General features: G+C 49.1%; 9 protein-coding genes and 1 pseudogene. 3 read left to right on the forward strand and 7 right to left on the reverse strand.

Translation table 11 applies throughout. The features are described 5' to 3' along the window. Positions 1-210: 210 nt before the first annotated feature. Positions 211-948 (reverse strand): cyclase family protein, encoded by a 738-nt coding sequence (locus QMK20_RS19045; RefSeq protein WP_283652877.1) that lies wholly within the window; start codon positions 946-948, stop codon positions 211-213. Positions 949-1,640: 692 nt separating this feature from the next. Between QMK20_RS19045 and QMK20_RS19050 the strand changes: the two genes are divergently transcribed. After that, positions 1,641-2,924 (forward strand): pectate lyase family protein, encoded by a 1,284-nt coding sequence (locus QMK20_RS19050; RefSeq protein ID WP_283652878.1) that lies wholly within the window; start codon positions 1,641-1,643, stop codon positions 2,922-2,924. 145 nt (positions 2,925-3,069) lie between these two features. Here the strand turns inward: QMK20_RS19050 and QMK20_RS19055 are convergent. From QMK20_RS19055 to QMK20_RS19075, 5 genes and pseudogenes are all read right to left on the reverse strand, one after another. After that, positions 3,070-4,138 (reverse strand): annotated as a pseudogene (locus QMK20_RS19055) (ABC transporter ATP-binding protein). 215 nt (positions 4,139-4,353) lie between these two features. Further along, on the reverse strand, positions 4,354-5,733 hold the full coding sequence (locus QMK20_RS19060; RefSeq protein WP_283652879.1) for a sensor histidine kinase: 1,380 nt from the start codon (positions 5,731-5,733) through the stop codon (positions 4,354-4,356). Positions 5,734-5,735: 2 nt separating this feature from the next. Then, positions 5,736-6,449, reverse strand: coding sequence for a response regulator transcription factor (locus tag QMK20_RS19065; RefSeq protein WP_283652880.1), 714 nt, complete (start codon positions 6,447-6,449; stop codon positions 5,736-5,738). Positions 6,450-6,618: 169 nt separating this feature from the next. Then, positions 6,619-7,149 carry a hypothetical protein gene (locus tag QMK20_RS19070; protein WP_283652881.1) on the reverse strand — a complete coding sequence of 177 codons (531 nt, stop codon included), beginning with the start codon at positions 7,147-7,149 and terminating at the stop codon, positions 6,619-6,621. Positions 7,150-7,305: 156 nt separating this feature from the next. After that, positions 7,306-13,053, reverse strand: a complete 5,748-nt coding sequence (locus QMK20_RS19075) for a WIAG-tail domain (RefSeq protein ID WP_283652882.1) — start codon at positions 13,051-13,053, stop codon at positions 7,306-7,308. A gap of 188 nt (positions 13,054-13,241) precedes the next feature. Between QMK20_RS19075 and fabV the strand changes: the two genes are divergently transcribed. Both fabV and QMK20_RS19085 read left to right on the forward strand, forming a co-directional pair. Then, positions 13,242-14,429, forward strand: coding sequence for an enoyl-ACP reductase FabV (fabV, locus tag QMK20_RS19080; RefSeq protein WP_283652883.1), 1,188 nt, complete (start codon positions 13,242-13,244; stop codon positions 14,427-14,429). 261 nt (positions 14,430-14,690) lie between these two features. Beyond that, the gene (locus QMK20_RS19085) at positions 14,691-14,843 is read left to right on the forward strand and encodes a DUF1540 domain-containing protein (RefSeq protein WP_081473770.1); all 153 of its coding nucleotides are present in this window, start codon (positions 14,691-14,693) and stop codon (positions 14,841-14,843) included. 73 nt (positions 14,844-14,916) lie between these two features. Here QMK20_RS19085 and QMK20_RS19090 read toward each other — a convergent pair whose 3' ends face one another. Then, positions 14,917-15,180 carry a hypothetical protein gene (locus tag QMK20_RS19090; RefSeq protein ID WP_283652884.1) on the reverse strand — a complete coding sequence of 88 codons (264 nt, stop codon included), beginning with the start codon at positions 15,178-15,180 and terminating at the stop codon, positions 14,917-14,919. Positions 15,181-15,269 lie beyond the last annotated feature (89 nt).

Raw genomic sequence — 15,269 nt, forward strand, 5'->3', positions numbered from 1 at the left:
TCTTGTTTTATTAATATAAAAATGGATATGTAACCAAATAAAAACGGACGTTCTAAACCGTGAATAAGAGGAGTGAATCAAATGAGCTGACTGTTTCAGCCCAGGAGGATGGAAAAGCAACCGATTGGCATAACTGCATACTACCCATATAGATCTTAAAAGACCGATCACAGATATTCATGTCTGTAATCGACCTTTCCTTGTTTATGATTAAGGTAAAATAGCAAAGGAACGTACCGGAAATCCGGGGGAATCCTGAATGCTCGGAACGATATTATAAATAACAGCACCCATCGCGGGCAGCTTGTCCAAATTCGTCAGCACCTCAACCTGATAACGATCCTGTTCCAATATGTAATATTCCCCTACCAGCTTGCCTGCTTTGCGATAGGCCACGGAGGAATCGGTATCCAGCGTTTCATGTCCGATCGCAGCCACATTCCGTTCTTCCACCAAAAAGCGCAGCGCTTCCAGCGACCAGCCCGGGCAGTGTGCGTCTCCGGCTGCATCCTTGTTCGAAAAAGCTTCCGAATCAGGCCAACGCTTGCTCCAATCACTGCGAAAGGCTACAAAAGCTTGATCAACAATTCGTCCATGCTCCTTCTCAAAGTCTACAATATCCGCAACCGTAAGCTCATAGTCGGGATTAGCGGCGACAGCTGCTGCACGATCGATAACGACCAGTGGCAGAACCAGTTCCTTCAAGGAAAGCTCATGTAAATAACGTTTGCCCTTCACAAAATGAACTGGCGCGTCAATATGAGTACCATACTGACCCGGAAAGCGGTATTGCTTCACAAAAAAACCATCGTCATGAGTAAACAGCGTGTCTACCTGAACATCATCGAATACCGGGAAATGAGGAATTTCAGGATAAAAGGCGTGGGACAAATCCACCCACTCTTTTTGCTTCAATAACTTCAAGATATCTGCTAAATGCTCTGCCATGATGCCCATTCCTCCTCAGCTATATTACAAGGATTGTACCTGAGGATTTTGCGAAAATCCACAAAGTGACTTGTAATCAGAAATATATAGATCAAAATGGTGCTATTCATCTATATATTTCAGCTTGGAGCGGCTGGTATGAGTAACAGGACTGCCCACGCAGTCAGCCAAAATCTGCGATAAAATGAGCGGTTTCTTAACATTTGAGATTCCTCCTCTTAGATTGAAATCGTTAACATTTTCAGCTAACCTATGTTCACTTCCATTTGTCTAGTGTACGACCCATTGCTAGTATTGTGGTAAATATGCTCAATTTTGTTATATTTACCAATTTTGATTGTAGCATGAAATTTGTTCGTTTCCCAGTATTTTTCCACGGAAAGCGCGAATTCAGAATACGGAAAATAATGATTTTCCGAGTAGAAAATACAAAAACAATTCCATATATTCATATATACAATTCCCATTTCATATGATTGTTAACGTTTCCATTAGTGTAACTACGATATTAATGGAAAAAAGTAGGGGTACGCTGTATTATGTAAAATTTTCGACAAATATTTTAGTATGTAACTTTTATTATATTAACAAATACTGGAACAAGAAGTATGATAGAAAAGTAGAAACCATAGGAGCACCCGGGACTCCCTTCGTTCGTCTACTCCACTAACCCCATATACGGAGGTCACTTTATGAAAAAGAGATTTTCACTCGGCATTGCAGCAGCTCTGCTGTTCACTACCCTTGCTCCTCTTGGCACACCCGCTCATGCGGCAGGCGATATTGGTAAGGAGGTGCTCGGCAGCAAGAACGGATGGGCAGCCTTTTCTACAGGCACAACAGGCGGATCTGCAGCCTCTTCTTCCAATATTTTCACCGTAACAAATCGCAAACAGCTTGTGGATGCCTTGGGTAAAAGCAGTAATACAACTCCTAAAATCATTTATGTCAAAGGCACAATCAATGTCAATGTCGATGACAATAACAAGCCGTTAGGATTAAACGATTACAAGGACCCTAAATATGATTTCGATGCATACCTCAAAGCATATGATCCATCTACGTGGGGTAAAAAGGTTCCGTCCGGTACATTGGAAAAGGCACGTGAAGCTTCACAAAAAAGTCAAGCCAGTCGTGTCGTCATTGAAATTCCGTCCAATACAACGATTGTCGGTCTGGGTAGCGATGCCGTCATTAACGGCGTAAACTTCCAACTGAAAAAAGGGACGGACAACGTCATTATCCGTAATATTGAATTCCAGGATGCCTACGATTATTTCCCTCAGTGGGACCCAACTGACGGTAGTACAGGCAACTGGAATTCGGAATATGACAGCATTACAATTAATGGCGCCACACATGTATGGGTAGACCACAATACCTTCAATGATGGATCTCGCCCCGATAGCGGAAACGGCACCTTTTACGGTCAAGAATATCAGCATCATGATGGACTTCTCGATGTGATTAACCAAGGCGATCTGGTTACTGCTTCTTACAATCACTTTTACGATCATGATAAAACGTCGATTATTGGCAACAGCGACAGCAAAACAGCAGATGAAGGGGCTTTACGTGTAACCCTGCATCACAATTATTATGAAAACACAGTACAACGCACACCACGCGTGCGGTATGGACAAGTCCATCTGTACAACAATTACTATACAGGTGATGTAAAACGCTCCGAATATCCTTCGCTGTATATATGGGGCGCAGGCAAATCCTCCAAAATCTTCGCCGAAAACAATGTTATCGACGTTGCAGGTTTGTCCGCAGCTAAAATCGTAACTGTCTTTGGAGGCACCGCCCTGTCCGACACAGGCACTCTCCTGAATGGACAAGCCGTAAATGCAGGCTCCAGCGCGGGTCTAAGCTCCTCTGTAGGCTGGAAACCATCGCTGAACGATAAGATTTCTCCATCCGCCAGCGTGAAGGCAGAAGTCACTTCCCAAGCCGGTTCCGGCAAGCTGTAAAAAACTGCCCCGCTAGCTCAAATAGCCACAGGCTCTCACAACCTGCGGCTTCACACCAAAAAGGCTGTTCCCACCGTAGATTCTTCCACGGAGAGAACAGCCCTTCTTTATTTTGACTCGGTTTATTTACAAACTACATTACACCTTAACCGCCGTATTGTTCTACCAAAACGGGCTTTTCAAATGCATTATCCAGCTTGCGAAGCTTGGCCTTTACCGCTTCTGGCGGCTCAACCGCAGGCGCATCCGGATGCAGTAACCATGATTTCACAAAATGCGTATCGGATAATTGAAAGAGCGGAGGCTCTTTCTCAAAGTCAATCTTCATCGCATAAGCACTGCGGGCTGCAAAAGCATCCCCTACAGGCGGATGAAGCAAATCAGGAGGTGTACCCGGAATCGCTGCCAGCTTCTGACCGTGACTGTCCAAACTTGGCATGGAAGCGAGAAGTCCCCATGTATATGGATGTTTCGGGTTATAGAAAACTTCATTAACTGTACCCGTTTCCACGATTTGTCCGGCATACATAACAGCAACACGATCCGCCATCTTCGCTACAACGCCAAGATCATGGGTAATAAAGATGATGGAAGTGTCGATCTTCTTTTGAAGGTCCTTCATCAGCTCCAAAATTTGAGCTTGAATCGTTACATCCAGTGCAGTCGTCGGCTCATCGGCAATCAGGAGCTTCGGATTGGCAGCCAATGCCATCGCGATAACGACACGTTGACGCATACCACCACTGAACTCATGCGGATACTGGTTAAAACGCTGCTCCGGATGTGGAATACCTACCAGATTAAGCAGCTCAATACCACGTTTATGAGCAGCATCCCTGGATATTTTTTCATGCTTGAAAAGCACTTCCGTGATTTGCTTGCCGACTTTCATCGTCGGGTTAAGCGAGGTCATCGGGTCCTGAGAAATCAGTCCGATTTCCTTACCGCGAATTTTCTGCATCTGCTTTTCCGTTTTATTAATCAGCTCTTGTCCGTCAAAAATAATTTGACCCTTTTGATAAATACCGGGAGGGGGTCGGAATCAGCTTCATCACAGCCTGTGAAGTTACACTTTTGCCTGAGCCGGATTCGCCCACGATCGCCAGCGTCTCTCCTTTATTGACATGAAAGTTTACGCCACGAATGGCCTGCACTAGTCCCTGGCGGGTCTTGAAAGATATCGTTAAGTCCTTCACTTCCAAAAGGCGGTTCATCTCATCACTCTTTCATTTATTATTAACCACTATTATTGACCACTATCTAAAAAAACGACGTTCAAGAGTCAAGGTATATACGATTAATTTTACTCAGTTTAGTACCCGCCAGTCAAGCTATATCTGCAATAATACCTAAAACCTGTCATATTGTGTTATATTAACGGAATGTTTATCCAGAAAAACGATCATTTTTAACCATTTTTTGCACTCATTTATAACATGCGTTGAATATAGCTGAACCGTGCTCCACCCAATGGCGAGCGTGTGCAGATCAGTTCTCCGTTCAGCCGGGAGGCAATTTGGCGGCAAATAGCCAATCCCAGACCTGTAACACCGTTCGAGCCGGTATAGAATCGTCCAAACACCTCAGCCGCCTCTTCTTCGGTTAAACCTTCTCCGTCGTCATCCACATGGATTATCCATACAACCTCCGGTGTCGTTCCCGCCTCCAAATGGATGACAACCTCCGTGGAGGTATGTCGAACCGCATTTTGCAACAAATTCAGCATCATACGGAATAATTGCTCGGCCGGAACAGCTACATGCAGGCCCTCCCCCTCCACGCGAAGCGAGATCGAGCGTTCGGCAGCCACCGGCATCAACAAATGAACAGCGTCCTCTGCCATGCTTCTAAGATCAATCAGAGAGACAGGCCATTCTTCGTTCAACGCCTCCAGCCTCGATAGCTGAAGCAGCTTTTCCACCATATCAATTAATCGCTGGGACTGCACTTTAATGATACTCAGCCCCTCATCCTGGGATACCACCTGATCCTGAATGGCGTAAACGTAGCCTTGAATGGACATTAACGGTGTCCTTAGCTCGTGAGATACATTTTGCAAAAATTCAATTTGACCGTGGTGATGCTGCTGTATACGGGTAGACATGGAGTGAAAAGTACCGATCAGCTCGCCAATCTCACTTTTGTCCGCTTGTGGAAAATCACTATCCTGTGGTTGATTCGGCTCGTAGTTGCCTACGGCCTCCTTCAGACGTTTGAGTGGGCGCACCAGACGTGAAACGACCATCAGTCCAATGACGAGAATGACGACAAAGCTCGCGACAATGGATAGCAGCGTGGTTCTCATTAATGGCACATACAGCGCTCTTAAAGAAGACAGCGGTGAATATACAAAAATACGAAAAGGCTGCCCGGGCAGTTCTTCATTTGTAAACAGTATCTTTTTACCTTGGAGCACAGCAACCCCTTCATGTACGGTAGCCAGATCATGGGCAGACGGATGAACGGATGCAAAAAAACCCTGACGGATCAATAGCAAACTCTCTATCTTCTTGCCCTCCATTCCAGAAACACTGGAGTCGATGATGCGGTTATCCGTGCTTAAAATAAAATAATCGGCAGACAAAAGCATACCTTTGATAACATAGTTAAGCTCAGCGTTATCCAGCCGATCAAAGCCTCCGTCGCTCATAATATGGACGGCTTTGCGTGCCTGCTCATGAAGCTTGGATTTAGCCTGATTTACAAGAAGGTCGTCGATAAGCCTGATGAACAAAACCACCGTAATACAAACGGTAATGAGCATTGCGATGGATAGAGACAGCAGTATTTTAGCTCTCATCGTACGCATGGCTACTGCTCCTGAACCGTTGCTTTATATCCGAATCCCCAAACGGTATTAATGACGAGCGTAGAGTGGCATTCCGCCAGCTTTTTACGAATCCGTTTGACCAGATCGTCCACGACCCTCACATCACCTATAAAATCATAGCTCCACACCTGCTGAATCAGATGCTCCCTGCCAAAAGGTCTTTCCAAATGATTCGAAAGAAACAGCAGCAAATCAAATTCACGCGAGGTTAGATTCAGCTCTTGACCGTCCACCGTTACCTTACGAAATTCAGCGAAAATACACAGATTGCCCGCACGACATACATTTCCGACTGCCTCTGCTGCCTCCTTATCGTCCGGTACAGATGTTCCGGCCTTGGTCAGCCTCAGCATGGCTTTGACTCTGCCAACCAGCTCCCGAGGATTGAATGGCTTAGTTAAAAAATCGCTGCATCCCAGCTCCAGCCCGTGAATACGGTCAGTTTCTTCCCCTCGAGCGGAGATCATAATAATCGGCATTTCCGTAAATTCACGCAGCTGAGTCAACAGGGAAAGTCCATCAATTCCGGGCATCATGATATCGAGAACGAGACAATCCGGATGGTCGGTACGGATATGCTCTACCAGTGTTTTTCCACTGGAAAAGGAAGCCACCTCGTAGGATTCCTTTTTTAAATATTCAGATATTAATTGCAAAATGAACACGTCATCATCTACTACCACTATTTTTGTCATGACCTTAACCCCTTGCCGTTGTTCTGGATGATTTCATCCTCTCTATAAGCTTAACAGAAGCCTAGCAAAATAGACAAAAGACGGGTATACCGTCCCCGGTCCCGTCTTTTCTTATCATGAATCGCTGCTGTATATGCCAGGCGAGCTGGAGGCGAATTGCGCTCCAACCTTATTTCTTGGTTGTTACCACTTTAGCTGCTTTTGGGGCTGTTTTCACTGCTGTTTTTGGAGCTGTTTTTACCACTGTTTTTGCATGAGTCACTTTTCTAACAGGAGCTTTATGAGCCACTTTTTTAGCTACAACATGGTGTGCACGAGTTTTGTGAGCTGGCGCTTTTGTTTTTACGGCATGATGTTTTTTCACATGATGTTTAACGGTACGATGCTTCACTTTTACTGTTTTTGCTTTGTGGGCTACTTTTTTAGCAACCGCTTTTTTGACTGGAGCTTTTTTCGCTTTTGTTGTTGATTTATGAGCTGTTGCAGCTTTTTTAACAGGTGCTTTCACCACTGGTGTTTTCGTCGCAGGTGCTTTTACTGCTGGTGCTTTGGTAGCCGGGGTCGTAACCGCCGGTGCTTTCGTTGCTGTTGCAGTTGTAGCTGGCGTTGGTGTCGCTGTAGCGGCGAATGCACTGCTTGCTCCTCCCAGTACGCTTACTACGGTCAATACGGCTGCTGCATTTTTAGTCCATTTTTTCATGATTGTATCACCTCTCCTTTAAAGTATCTTTAGCTTATCAGGAGAATTCGGGATAATTGTGGAACAAATGTGTGAAAAGTATATGAAAAGGCGTGCAGCCCCGTATTCAGAAAATACGTGAGTCTGCACGCTATAAGTTTTACACAATTACATTCACTAACCGATGGCAATCCAGGAAACAATACCGTAGTTGTGCGCGGTTTCGTTCCATTTGGTTACTACGATCACCGCTCCATTCGGCGTCTGCGATTTCAGCGTCGCATGAAATAGAGGATGGTTCGTCATCGCTACCAGCGTATAGTCCGGGTTCATAAAAGGCTCTGCGAATACAATGGTCACTTCCGTCTCTCCTTCGCTGCCCTTCAAAAGAAACGGCGCTCTGCCAAACTGCTGCAATGCAGACTGATTGGCACAAGTACGAACCGGGGTGATGCTCAGATGCTCCGGCTTCACTGCGTTCAGCTCCAGCTCACGCGAGCCTACGGAGCCTTCCACCAGATGATGCCCTTCAATGCTTTGCTCTGCCAAGTGATGGCTTTGTACCGCAGCGGTCTGTAGATGCTCCGATCCTACAGCTTCCGGGCTCAGCACCTCGCTGTCGACGGCCTGAGCTTTCAGATGGCTTCGAGATACACTATCTACCTGGAGTCTGTCGCCACTGATACCTTCCTCCGGCAAAAGCCCCGCGAGGTGAATATCTGTGGATAGCTGAGCCAGCGTCACCGCCCCTGGCTTCAGGTGATACGTATCAATGACTTCCTCGCCAATATGTCGGCCTTCAATGGACTCCTCGGCCACATGCCAGGACTGTACCGCTCCATTCACGATCTTGCTGGACGTAACCGCTCCTTCCTGCATTGCGTCTTCCGACACCACCTGCCAGCCTATATGCTGCGGCTGGATGGCACCTGCTTGCAGATGCTCCGACTGGACGGAATCCAATGCGATATGCCTTGATTGCACCGCGCCTTCTGCCAGCGCTGATTCCTGTACCGACCCATCAGCCAGATGTTGGTGGTGTACTGCTTGCTCCATCAGATGTACGGAGCTTACGCTGGCTTCCGCCAGATTCGAAGCACGCACTGCCCGAAGCGCAAGCTTCTCAGCGTTCACGCTCCCTGCCTGGAGCGCGTGAACAGATACACTTCCCGGCGCAATATGCCGGGTCATCACCGCTGAAGCCTGCAAATGGTCAGAGGTGACGGCTTCCGGGGCCAAATGGCTCGATTGAATCGCTTCTTCTGCCAAATGGTTTCCTTGCACCGCTTCGTCCGTAATGTGCCACGGCTGTACCGAGTGGGCGGACAGCTTGGCGGCCGTCACACTTTCCTCCGCCAGTTTGTCGGACGTAACAGACTCACTTTGCAAAGCATCGGTTGATATCGCCTGTGATGCGATATGCTCGCCCTGAATGGTTCCGATGTGCAGATGATGCGGCTGGATGGACTCCGGTGCGATATGCACGGACTTCACTGCCCCCTCTGCCAGCGCTCTGTCCTGTACCGCTCCAGCTACCAGATGCTGGGGATGTACGGCCTGCGCAGCCAAATGTGCAGGACCGACGCTACCTTCCGCGAGATTCATTCCTTGTATCGAGCGCGCCGCCAGCTTTTCCGAGGTGACGCTTTCCGCTTGGAGCGCACGACCGGATACGCTATCCGGAGCCAGATGTCTCGTAAGCACCGCCGAAGCCTGCAAATGGTCAGAGGTGACGGCTTCCGGGGCCAAATGGCTCGATTGAATCGCTTCTTCTGCCAAATGGTTCCCTTGCACCGCTTCGTCCGTAATGTGCCACGGTTGTACCGAGTGGGCGGACAGCTTGGCGGCCGTCACGCTCTCATCCGCCAGTTTGTCGGACGTAACAGACTCACTTTGCAAGGCATCGGTTGATATCGCCTGTGATGCGATATGCTCGCCTTGAATGGTTCCGATGTGCAGATGATGTGGCTGGATGGACTCCGGTGCGATATGCCCGGACTTCACTGCCCCCTCTGCCAGCGCTCTGTCCTGTACCGCTCCAGCTGCCAGATGCTGGGGATGTACGGCCTGCGCAGACAAATGTGCAGGACCGACGCTGCCTTCCGCGAGGTTCATTCCTTGTACCGAGCGCGCCGCCAGCTTTTCCGAGGTGACGCTTTCCGCTTGAAGTGCACGACCGGATACGCTATCCGGAGCCAGATGTCTCGTAAGCACCGCCGAAGCCTGCAAATGGTCAGAGGTGACGGCTTCCGGGGCCAAATGGCTCGATTGAATCGCTTCTTCTGCCAAATGGTTCCCTTGCACCGCTTCGTCCGTAATGTGCCACGGCTGTACCGAGTGGGCGGACAGCTTGGCGGCCGTCACACTTTCCTCCGCCAGTTTGTCGGACGTAACAGACTCACTTTGCAAAGCATCGGTTGATATCGCCTGTGATGCGATATGCTCGCCTTGAATGGTTCCGATGTGCAGATGATGCGGCTGGATGGACTCCGGTGCGATATGCACGGACTTCACAGCCCCCTCTGCCAGCGCTCTGTCCTGTACCGCTCCGGCTGCCAGATGCTGGGGATGTACGGCCTGCGCAGACAAATGTGCAGGGCCAACGCTGCCTTCCGCGAGATTCGTCGCTTGCACCGAGTGTGCTGCCAGCTTTTCCGAGGTGATGCTTTCCGCTTGGAGCGCACGACCGGATACACTATCCTGGGCCAGATGTCGCGTAAGCACCGAGGAAGCCTGCAAATGAACCGAGGTGACCGCTCCGGCTGCCAGATGTGTCGAATCCACAGCCGCCACAGCCAGGTGGCTGCTTTGTACGGCTTCATCTGTAATGTGCCCAGACTGCACTGCATGGGCAGATAGCTTGGTGGAGGTTACACTTTCCTCCGCCAGTTTGTCGGACGTAACAGACTCACTTTGCAAAGCATCGGTCGATATCGCCTGTGATGCGATATGCTCGCCCTGAATGGTTCCGATGTGCAGATGATGCGGCTGGATGGACTCCGGTGCGATATGCACGGACTTCACAGCTCCCTCTGCCAGCGCTCTGTCCTGTACCGCTCCAACTGCCAGATGCCGGGGGTGTACGGCCTGCGCAGACAGATGCGGAGGACCGACGCTGCCTTCTGCGAGGTTCATTCCTTGTACCGAGCGCGCCGCCAGCTTTTCCGAGGTGACGCTTTCCGCTTGGAGCGCACGACCGGATACGCTATCCGGGGCCAGATGTCTCGTAAGCACCGTGGAAGCTTGTAGATGTACCGAGGTGACCGCTCCGGCTGCCAGATGCGCCGAATCGACAGCTGCCACAGCCAGATGGTTGCTTTGGACCGCCTCGTTTGAAATGTGCCCGGACTGCACTGCATGGGCAGACAGCTTGGTAGAAGTTACGCTTTCCTCCGCCAATTTGACAGAGGTGACCACTTCATCCTGTAAGGCCGAGGTCGCCACGGCCTGGAATGCGATATGCTCTCCCTGAATGACCCCGTTTTGCAAATGCTCCGATTGGATGGATTCCGGTGCAAGATGCTCGGACTTCACCGCGTTCTGAGCCAGTGCCGTTTCCTGTACCGCTCCGGCTGCCAAATGCTGGGTGTGTACCGCTTGCGCAGCCAAATGTGCAGGACCGACGCTGCTTTCCGCCAGGTTGGGCGCTTGCACGGCCCGAGCCGCCAGCTTCTCCGAGGTGACGCTTTCCGCCTGAAGTATATGACCAGATACGCTATCCGGGGCGAGATGCTTGGTCAGGACCGATGCAGATTGCAAATGGTTGGAGGTGACGGATTCAGGAGCGAGATGATTCGCTTCCACCGCTTCAACAGCCAGATGATTGCTCTGTACAGCTTTATCCGTGATATGCCACGGCTGCACGGAACGTGCGGACAGCTTGGAGGAAGTTACGCTGCCCTCTGCCAATTTAGGAGCTGTAATCGCCAGATCATTAATTTTATCCGTAGCTACGCTCTCTGGCGACAGTTTCAGCGAAGTTACCGCATGATCCTGCAAATGATGGGAGTACACCGCTCCACTCGCCAGATGCCCTGTTTGAACAGCGCCTTCACCCAATATGTCTGCGGTAACAGACTGCCCTTGCAAAGCCGAGGTTCCCACACTTCCGTTCCCGATATGTTCACTTAGCACAGAACCCACGGCCAAATGCGCCGAACGAACGGACTCAGCCTGTAATGCCTTACCACCCACACTTTTGTCCGCCAGATGGTTTTCACGAATAGCCCCGGATGCAATGTGTACATCTGCAATTTCTTGAGGCGCAATTTTATTTCTGGTTACCGCCCCTGCGGCAATTTTGCTTTCCGTAATCGCTTCGTCAGCAATTTTGTCAGGCTTAATAGCGTTCGAAGCAATGTGATTTTCCTTGACCGCCTGATTCGCCACATGGTGATCCAGAACTGCGCCCTTCCCTAATTTCTCGCTCGTGACAGCCCCGGACTGTAAATGATGCTCCGTAACTGCACCCGTTACAATATGATTTTCCCGAATAATTTCGGACTGAAGATGTAATGAAGAGACCGCCTCCGGAGCAAGCTGAGGGCCTTGTATAGCCGCTGTGGCAATATGTCTGGTAAGTACCGCCTCATCGGCGATTTTGTGCGGTAAAATGCTTTGATCCGATATTTTGGATGAAGTCACGGATTGATCGACAATTTGCAGCGAGCCTACAGATTGATCCGCCAACTTGTTGGACTGGATACTCCGGTCTGCCAAATGACGAGCTGTTACTTGGCCCGTTCCAAGCTGCTCTTCCCCAATGGAGCCGGGACTCAGATGCTTTCTTTCAATCGCTCCAGCCTGAATATGCGCACTGGTGACGGCCTCATACTCCAGATGACGCCCACTGACAACTCCTTCTTCCAGTTGTTCCTTGCCCACAATTCCGTCGGAAAGCTGCTTGCGGTTAATCGAACCGGGTGCCAGATGCCGGGCAGTGATGGCATGCTCCGTTAAATGTGCACTTTCAATGCTGCCAGCCTGAATTTTAGAGCCATCCACAGCCCCATCCCGCAGTTTGGACGTGGTCACAGACTGATCTCCAAGCTTGGAGCTGTCGACGGCCTCATTGGCCAAATTGTTAGATTGGATTGTGCCGCTGCGAATTTTATCAGAGGTGATCGCCTGATCCTGAAGCATTTCTGAAGACACAATCCATTGCTTAAAGTGTCGGCTTTCAATCGAGCCATTCGCGATATGATCGCTGCTGATAATCTTATCGGCCAGCTTTTCCGGGGTGATGCTGCCATCACGAAGCTTCTCACCGCCAATGGAACGATCCTGCAACTTGCTGCCTGCCACCGATGCGTCCGACAGATGCTCCACCGTAATGGAATCCGGGGCAATTTTCGAAGAAGTTACTGCACCGTCAGCTATTTTAATGGTATGAACAGCATAATCCGCCAGAGTTTCCGTTTGGACGCTCTCTTGCTTCAGCTTGCTGGAATCTATGGAGGCGGGAGCGATCTTCTCACCGGTTACAGCCAGATCACTTAAATCGTCTGTATAGATGAAAGCATTGTTTACATGTGGCGCCTTTTTATTGTTCAAAATTTCTTCGACGTCAATCGCTTCAGGCAATGGCTCAGACGGGGGCTCAGACAGAGGCTCAGATAGAGGCTCAGATAGAAGCTCAGGCTCTTCGGGCACATCCATCAATACTTGAGTTTCCTCTGCTGCACCTGCATCTTTATTCTCCGTCCCGTCCCCGATTGGGACTTCGGGCTCGGCAATGGTCTGTAGCTCCGCCTCCTCTACCATTGGGGGAGGCGGAGAAGCAACCTGATGAAGTCTTGCTTCTGTCTCCCTCTCCGCAGGCTGTGGCTTCAAGCGCTGTATCATACTTAATTCATTCATATCCGGGTCAATTACACGATAGAGCGGCTTTTTGCTTCTGGTGGTCTTTCGGCTCTTGTTCTTCAAGCAGCTCTCTCCCTTCTCATATTTATCGTTACGGCATCATATGCAGGCTCTTAGGCACTTGCCACCCTGCATACGGGATTCACTTTTGTCCAGGAAAGGCTCTATAAAATCCACGTTTGAAAAAAAATTGTTAAAAGTTAAAATAGTAAGGGTGAAGATTGCTACAAGAAGAGAGGAATTACAATAAAATGATTATCAAACCAAGAACACGCGGCTTTATCTGTACCACTGCTCATCCAGTGGGGTGTGCCCGACATGTTCAGGAACAAATTAACTATGTGCAAGCCCATCCTGCTATCGAGGGACCTCGCAATGTGCTTGTGATCGGGGCATCTGCCGGATATGGCCTGGCTTCCCGCATTACGGCTGCATTCGGAGCGCGGGCCAATACAATCGGCGTATATCGTCCTAGTAATGCTACAGCTACACGGACAGCATCGGCAGGCTGGTACAATTCCGCTGCATTCGAAAAGGCTGCTCAGGAAGCAGGGCTTAAATCCTTTAGCGTGACAGGGGATGCCTTCTCGGATGAAATCAAAGCCAAAACGGTGGACGTCATTCGCGAAGAGTTGGGGCAAGTCGATTTGGTGGTGTACAGTGTCGCTTCCGGTCGCCGCACCAATCCCCGTACAGGTGAAACGTTTAGTTCCGTGCTCAAACCCATTGACAAGCCGTACACAAATAAAACAGTCAACTTCCACACTGGCGAAGTGAGCAGCGTTACACTGGAACCAGCGACAAATGAAGAAGTGCAGGGGACTGTAGAGGTTATGGGCGGCGAAGACTGGCAGTTGTGGATCGACGCCTTGCGTGAGGGCGGTGTGCTGGCTGATTCCGCGACCACCTTCTCCTTTTCGTATATCGGTTCAGACATTACCCAAGCGGTATACAGAGAAGGTACGATCGGAAGTGCAAAGGATCATCTGGAAGCGACAGCACATCAGCTGAATGATCAACTGAGAGCCACAGGCGGACGCGCTTTCGTGGCAGTCACCAAAGGACTGGTCACTCAATCCAGCTCTGCTATACCAGTCGTACCTCTGTATATTTCCGCTTTGTACAAGGTAATGAAGGAAAAAGGATTACATGAAGGCTGCGTGGAGCAGAGCTACCGTCTGTTTTCCGAGCGTCTCTATGCTCCGGAAACTCCTGTGGATGAGGAAGGACGTATTCGCATTGATGATTGGGAGCTACGAGAAGATGTTCAGGCTGAGGTAGCGAAAATATGGGACGAGCTGACGACAGACAACATCTACGAGCTGTCTGATCTTGAAGGATATCGCCGCGAATTTTTTAAACTGTTTGGCTTTGAATTTGAGGGTGTGGATTACGAGGCTGACATTGACCCGATCGTGGATATCCCTGCCGTTCGCTAAGTCATTTTAGTACCGTTATTGTTATATGTTCAGACAGCAAAAAAGCTGCTCTCCGTCAGAGGGGTATTCCGCTCTGCATGGAGGACAGCTTTTGTTTGAAGCAAACATTGCAATTTTAAGATTCATTTGATATTGTACAAGTAGGCATAGCAAAATCCCTCTTTCCAATAAGAGGGTAATCACAGTTGGACAAGTCCTACCTTGCCTGACCGTATTTATTTGCTTAGCCTATTACATCCAACTCATAAGGAGATGAACAACATGGCAAAAGACGTTATGTGTGAAGTGAACTCATGTACACACTGGGCTCAAGAAAATAAATGTAGCGCAAGCTCCATTTATATCGTAAGCAACAGACCTACAGACACTCACAAGTCCGAAGAAACGGACTGCAAAACCTTTGAAGCAAAATAAGGTTGGTTATTTCTGTAAAGCATTGGTTTACCCTAAAGGAGCCCCTAGCCGGGTTCCTTTTTCTTTTTATATTTTAGCAAGAATGATAATTATTATCAAGTCCTTTTTTAACAACTTGGAATAAAATAATAACACGGAAGACAAAAAAAGAAGCGTCGCTCTGAACGATTCGCTTCTTGTGCTTGATTCTTTGTAATTGTTCCTGCTTGGTTGGCTTCATTCGCACATGCTGCGATATCTCGCCATAATGACCATTTGTTTTGCGGCTCTGTGCAGAGCAGTAGTTTCCGGCGTGCTTCGCCTTGCTTAGCGCTTTTTGTGTTTGAGTACGTGCCATATGACTTTCACTCTCCTTGATTGGACTCCATTCATCATAGCATCTGGAATCCCCATCGTGAAGAGTACAAGTGTATGAGCTCACTGATT

Origin of the sequence: Paenibacillus sp. RC334 (genome assembly GCF_030034735.1) — a bacterium.
GTDB classification, from domain to species: domain Bacteria; phylum Bacillota; class Bacilli; order Paenibacillales; family Paenibacillaceae; genus Paenibacillus; species Paenibacillus terrae_A.

Excerpts from the sequence above, each read along its gene's own strand:
- QMK20_RS19045 (WP_283652877.1), bottom strand. The coding sequence starts at position 948 with ATGGCAGAGCATTTAGCAGATATCTTGAAGTTATTGAAGCAAAAAGAG.
- QMK20_RS19050 (WP_283652878.1), top strand. The coding sequence starts at position 1,641 with ATGAAAAAGAGATTTTCACTCGGCATTGCAGCAGCTCTGCTGTTCACT.
- QMK20_RS19060 (WP_283652879.1), bottom strand. The coding sequence starts at position 5,733 with ATGCGTACGATGAGAGCTAAAATACTGCTGTCTCTATCCATCGCAATG.
- QMK20_RS19065 (WP_283652880.1), bottom strand. The coding sequence starts at position 6,449 with ATGACAAAAATAGTGGTAGTAGATGATGACGTGTTCATTTTGCAATTA.
- QMK20_RS19070 (WP_283652881.1), bottom strand. The coding sequence starts at position 7,149 with ATGAAAAAATGGACTAAAAATGCAGCAGCCGTATTGACCGTAGTAAGC.
- fabV (WP_283652883.1), top strand. The coding sequence starts at position 13,242 with ATGATTATCAAACCAAGAACACGCGGCTTTATCTGTACCACTGCTCAT.
- QMK20_RS19085 (WP_081473770.1), top strand. The coding sequence starts at position 14,691 with ATGGCAAAAGACGTTATGTGTGAAGTGAACTCATGTACACACTGGGCT.
- QMK20_RS19090 (WP_283652884.1), bottom strand. The coding sequence starts at position 15,180 with ATGGCACGTACTCAAACACAAAAAGCGCTAAGCAAGGCGAAGCACGCC.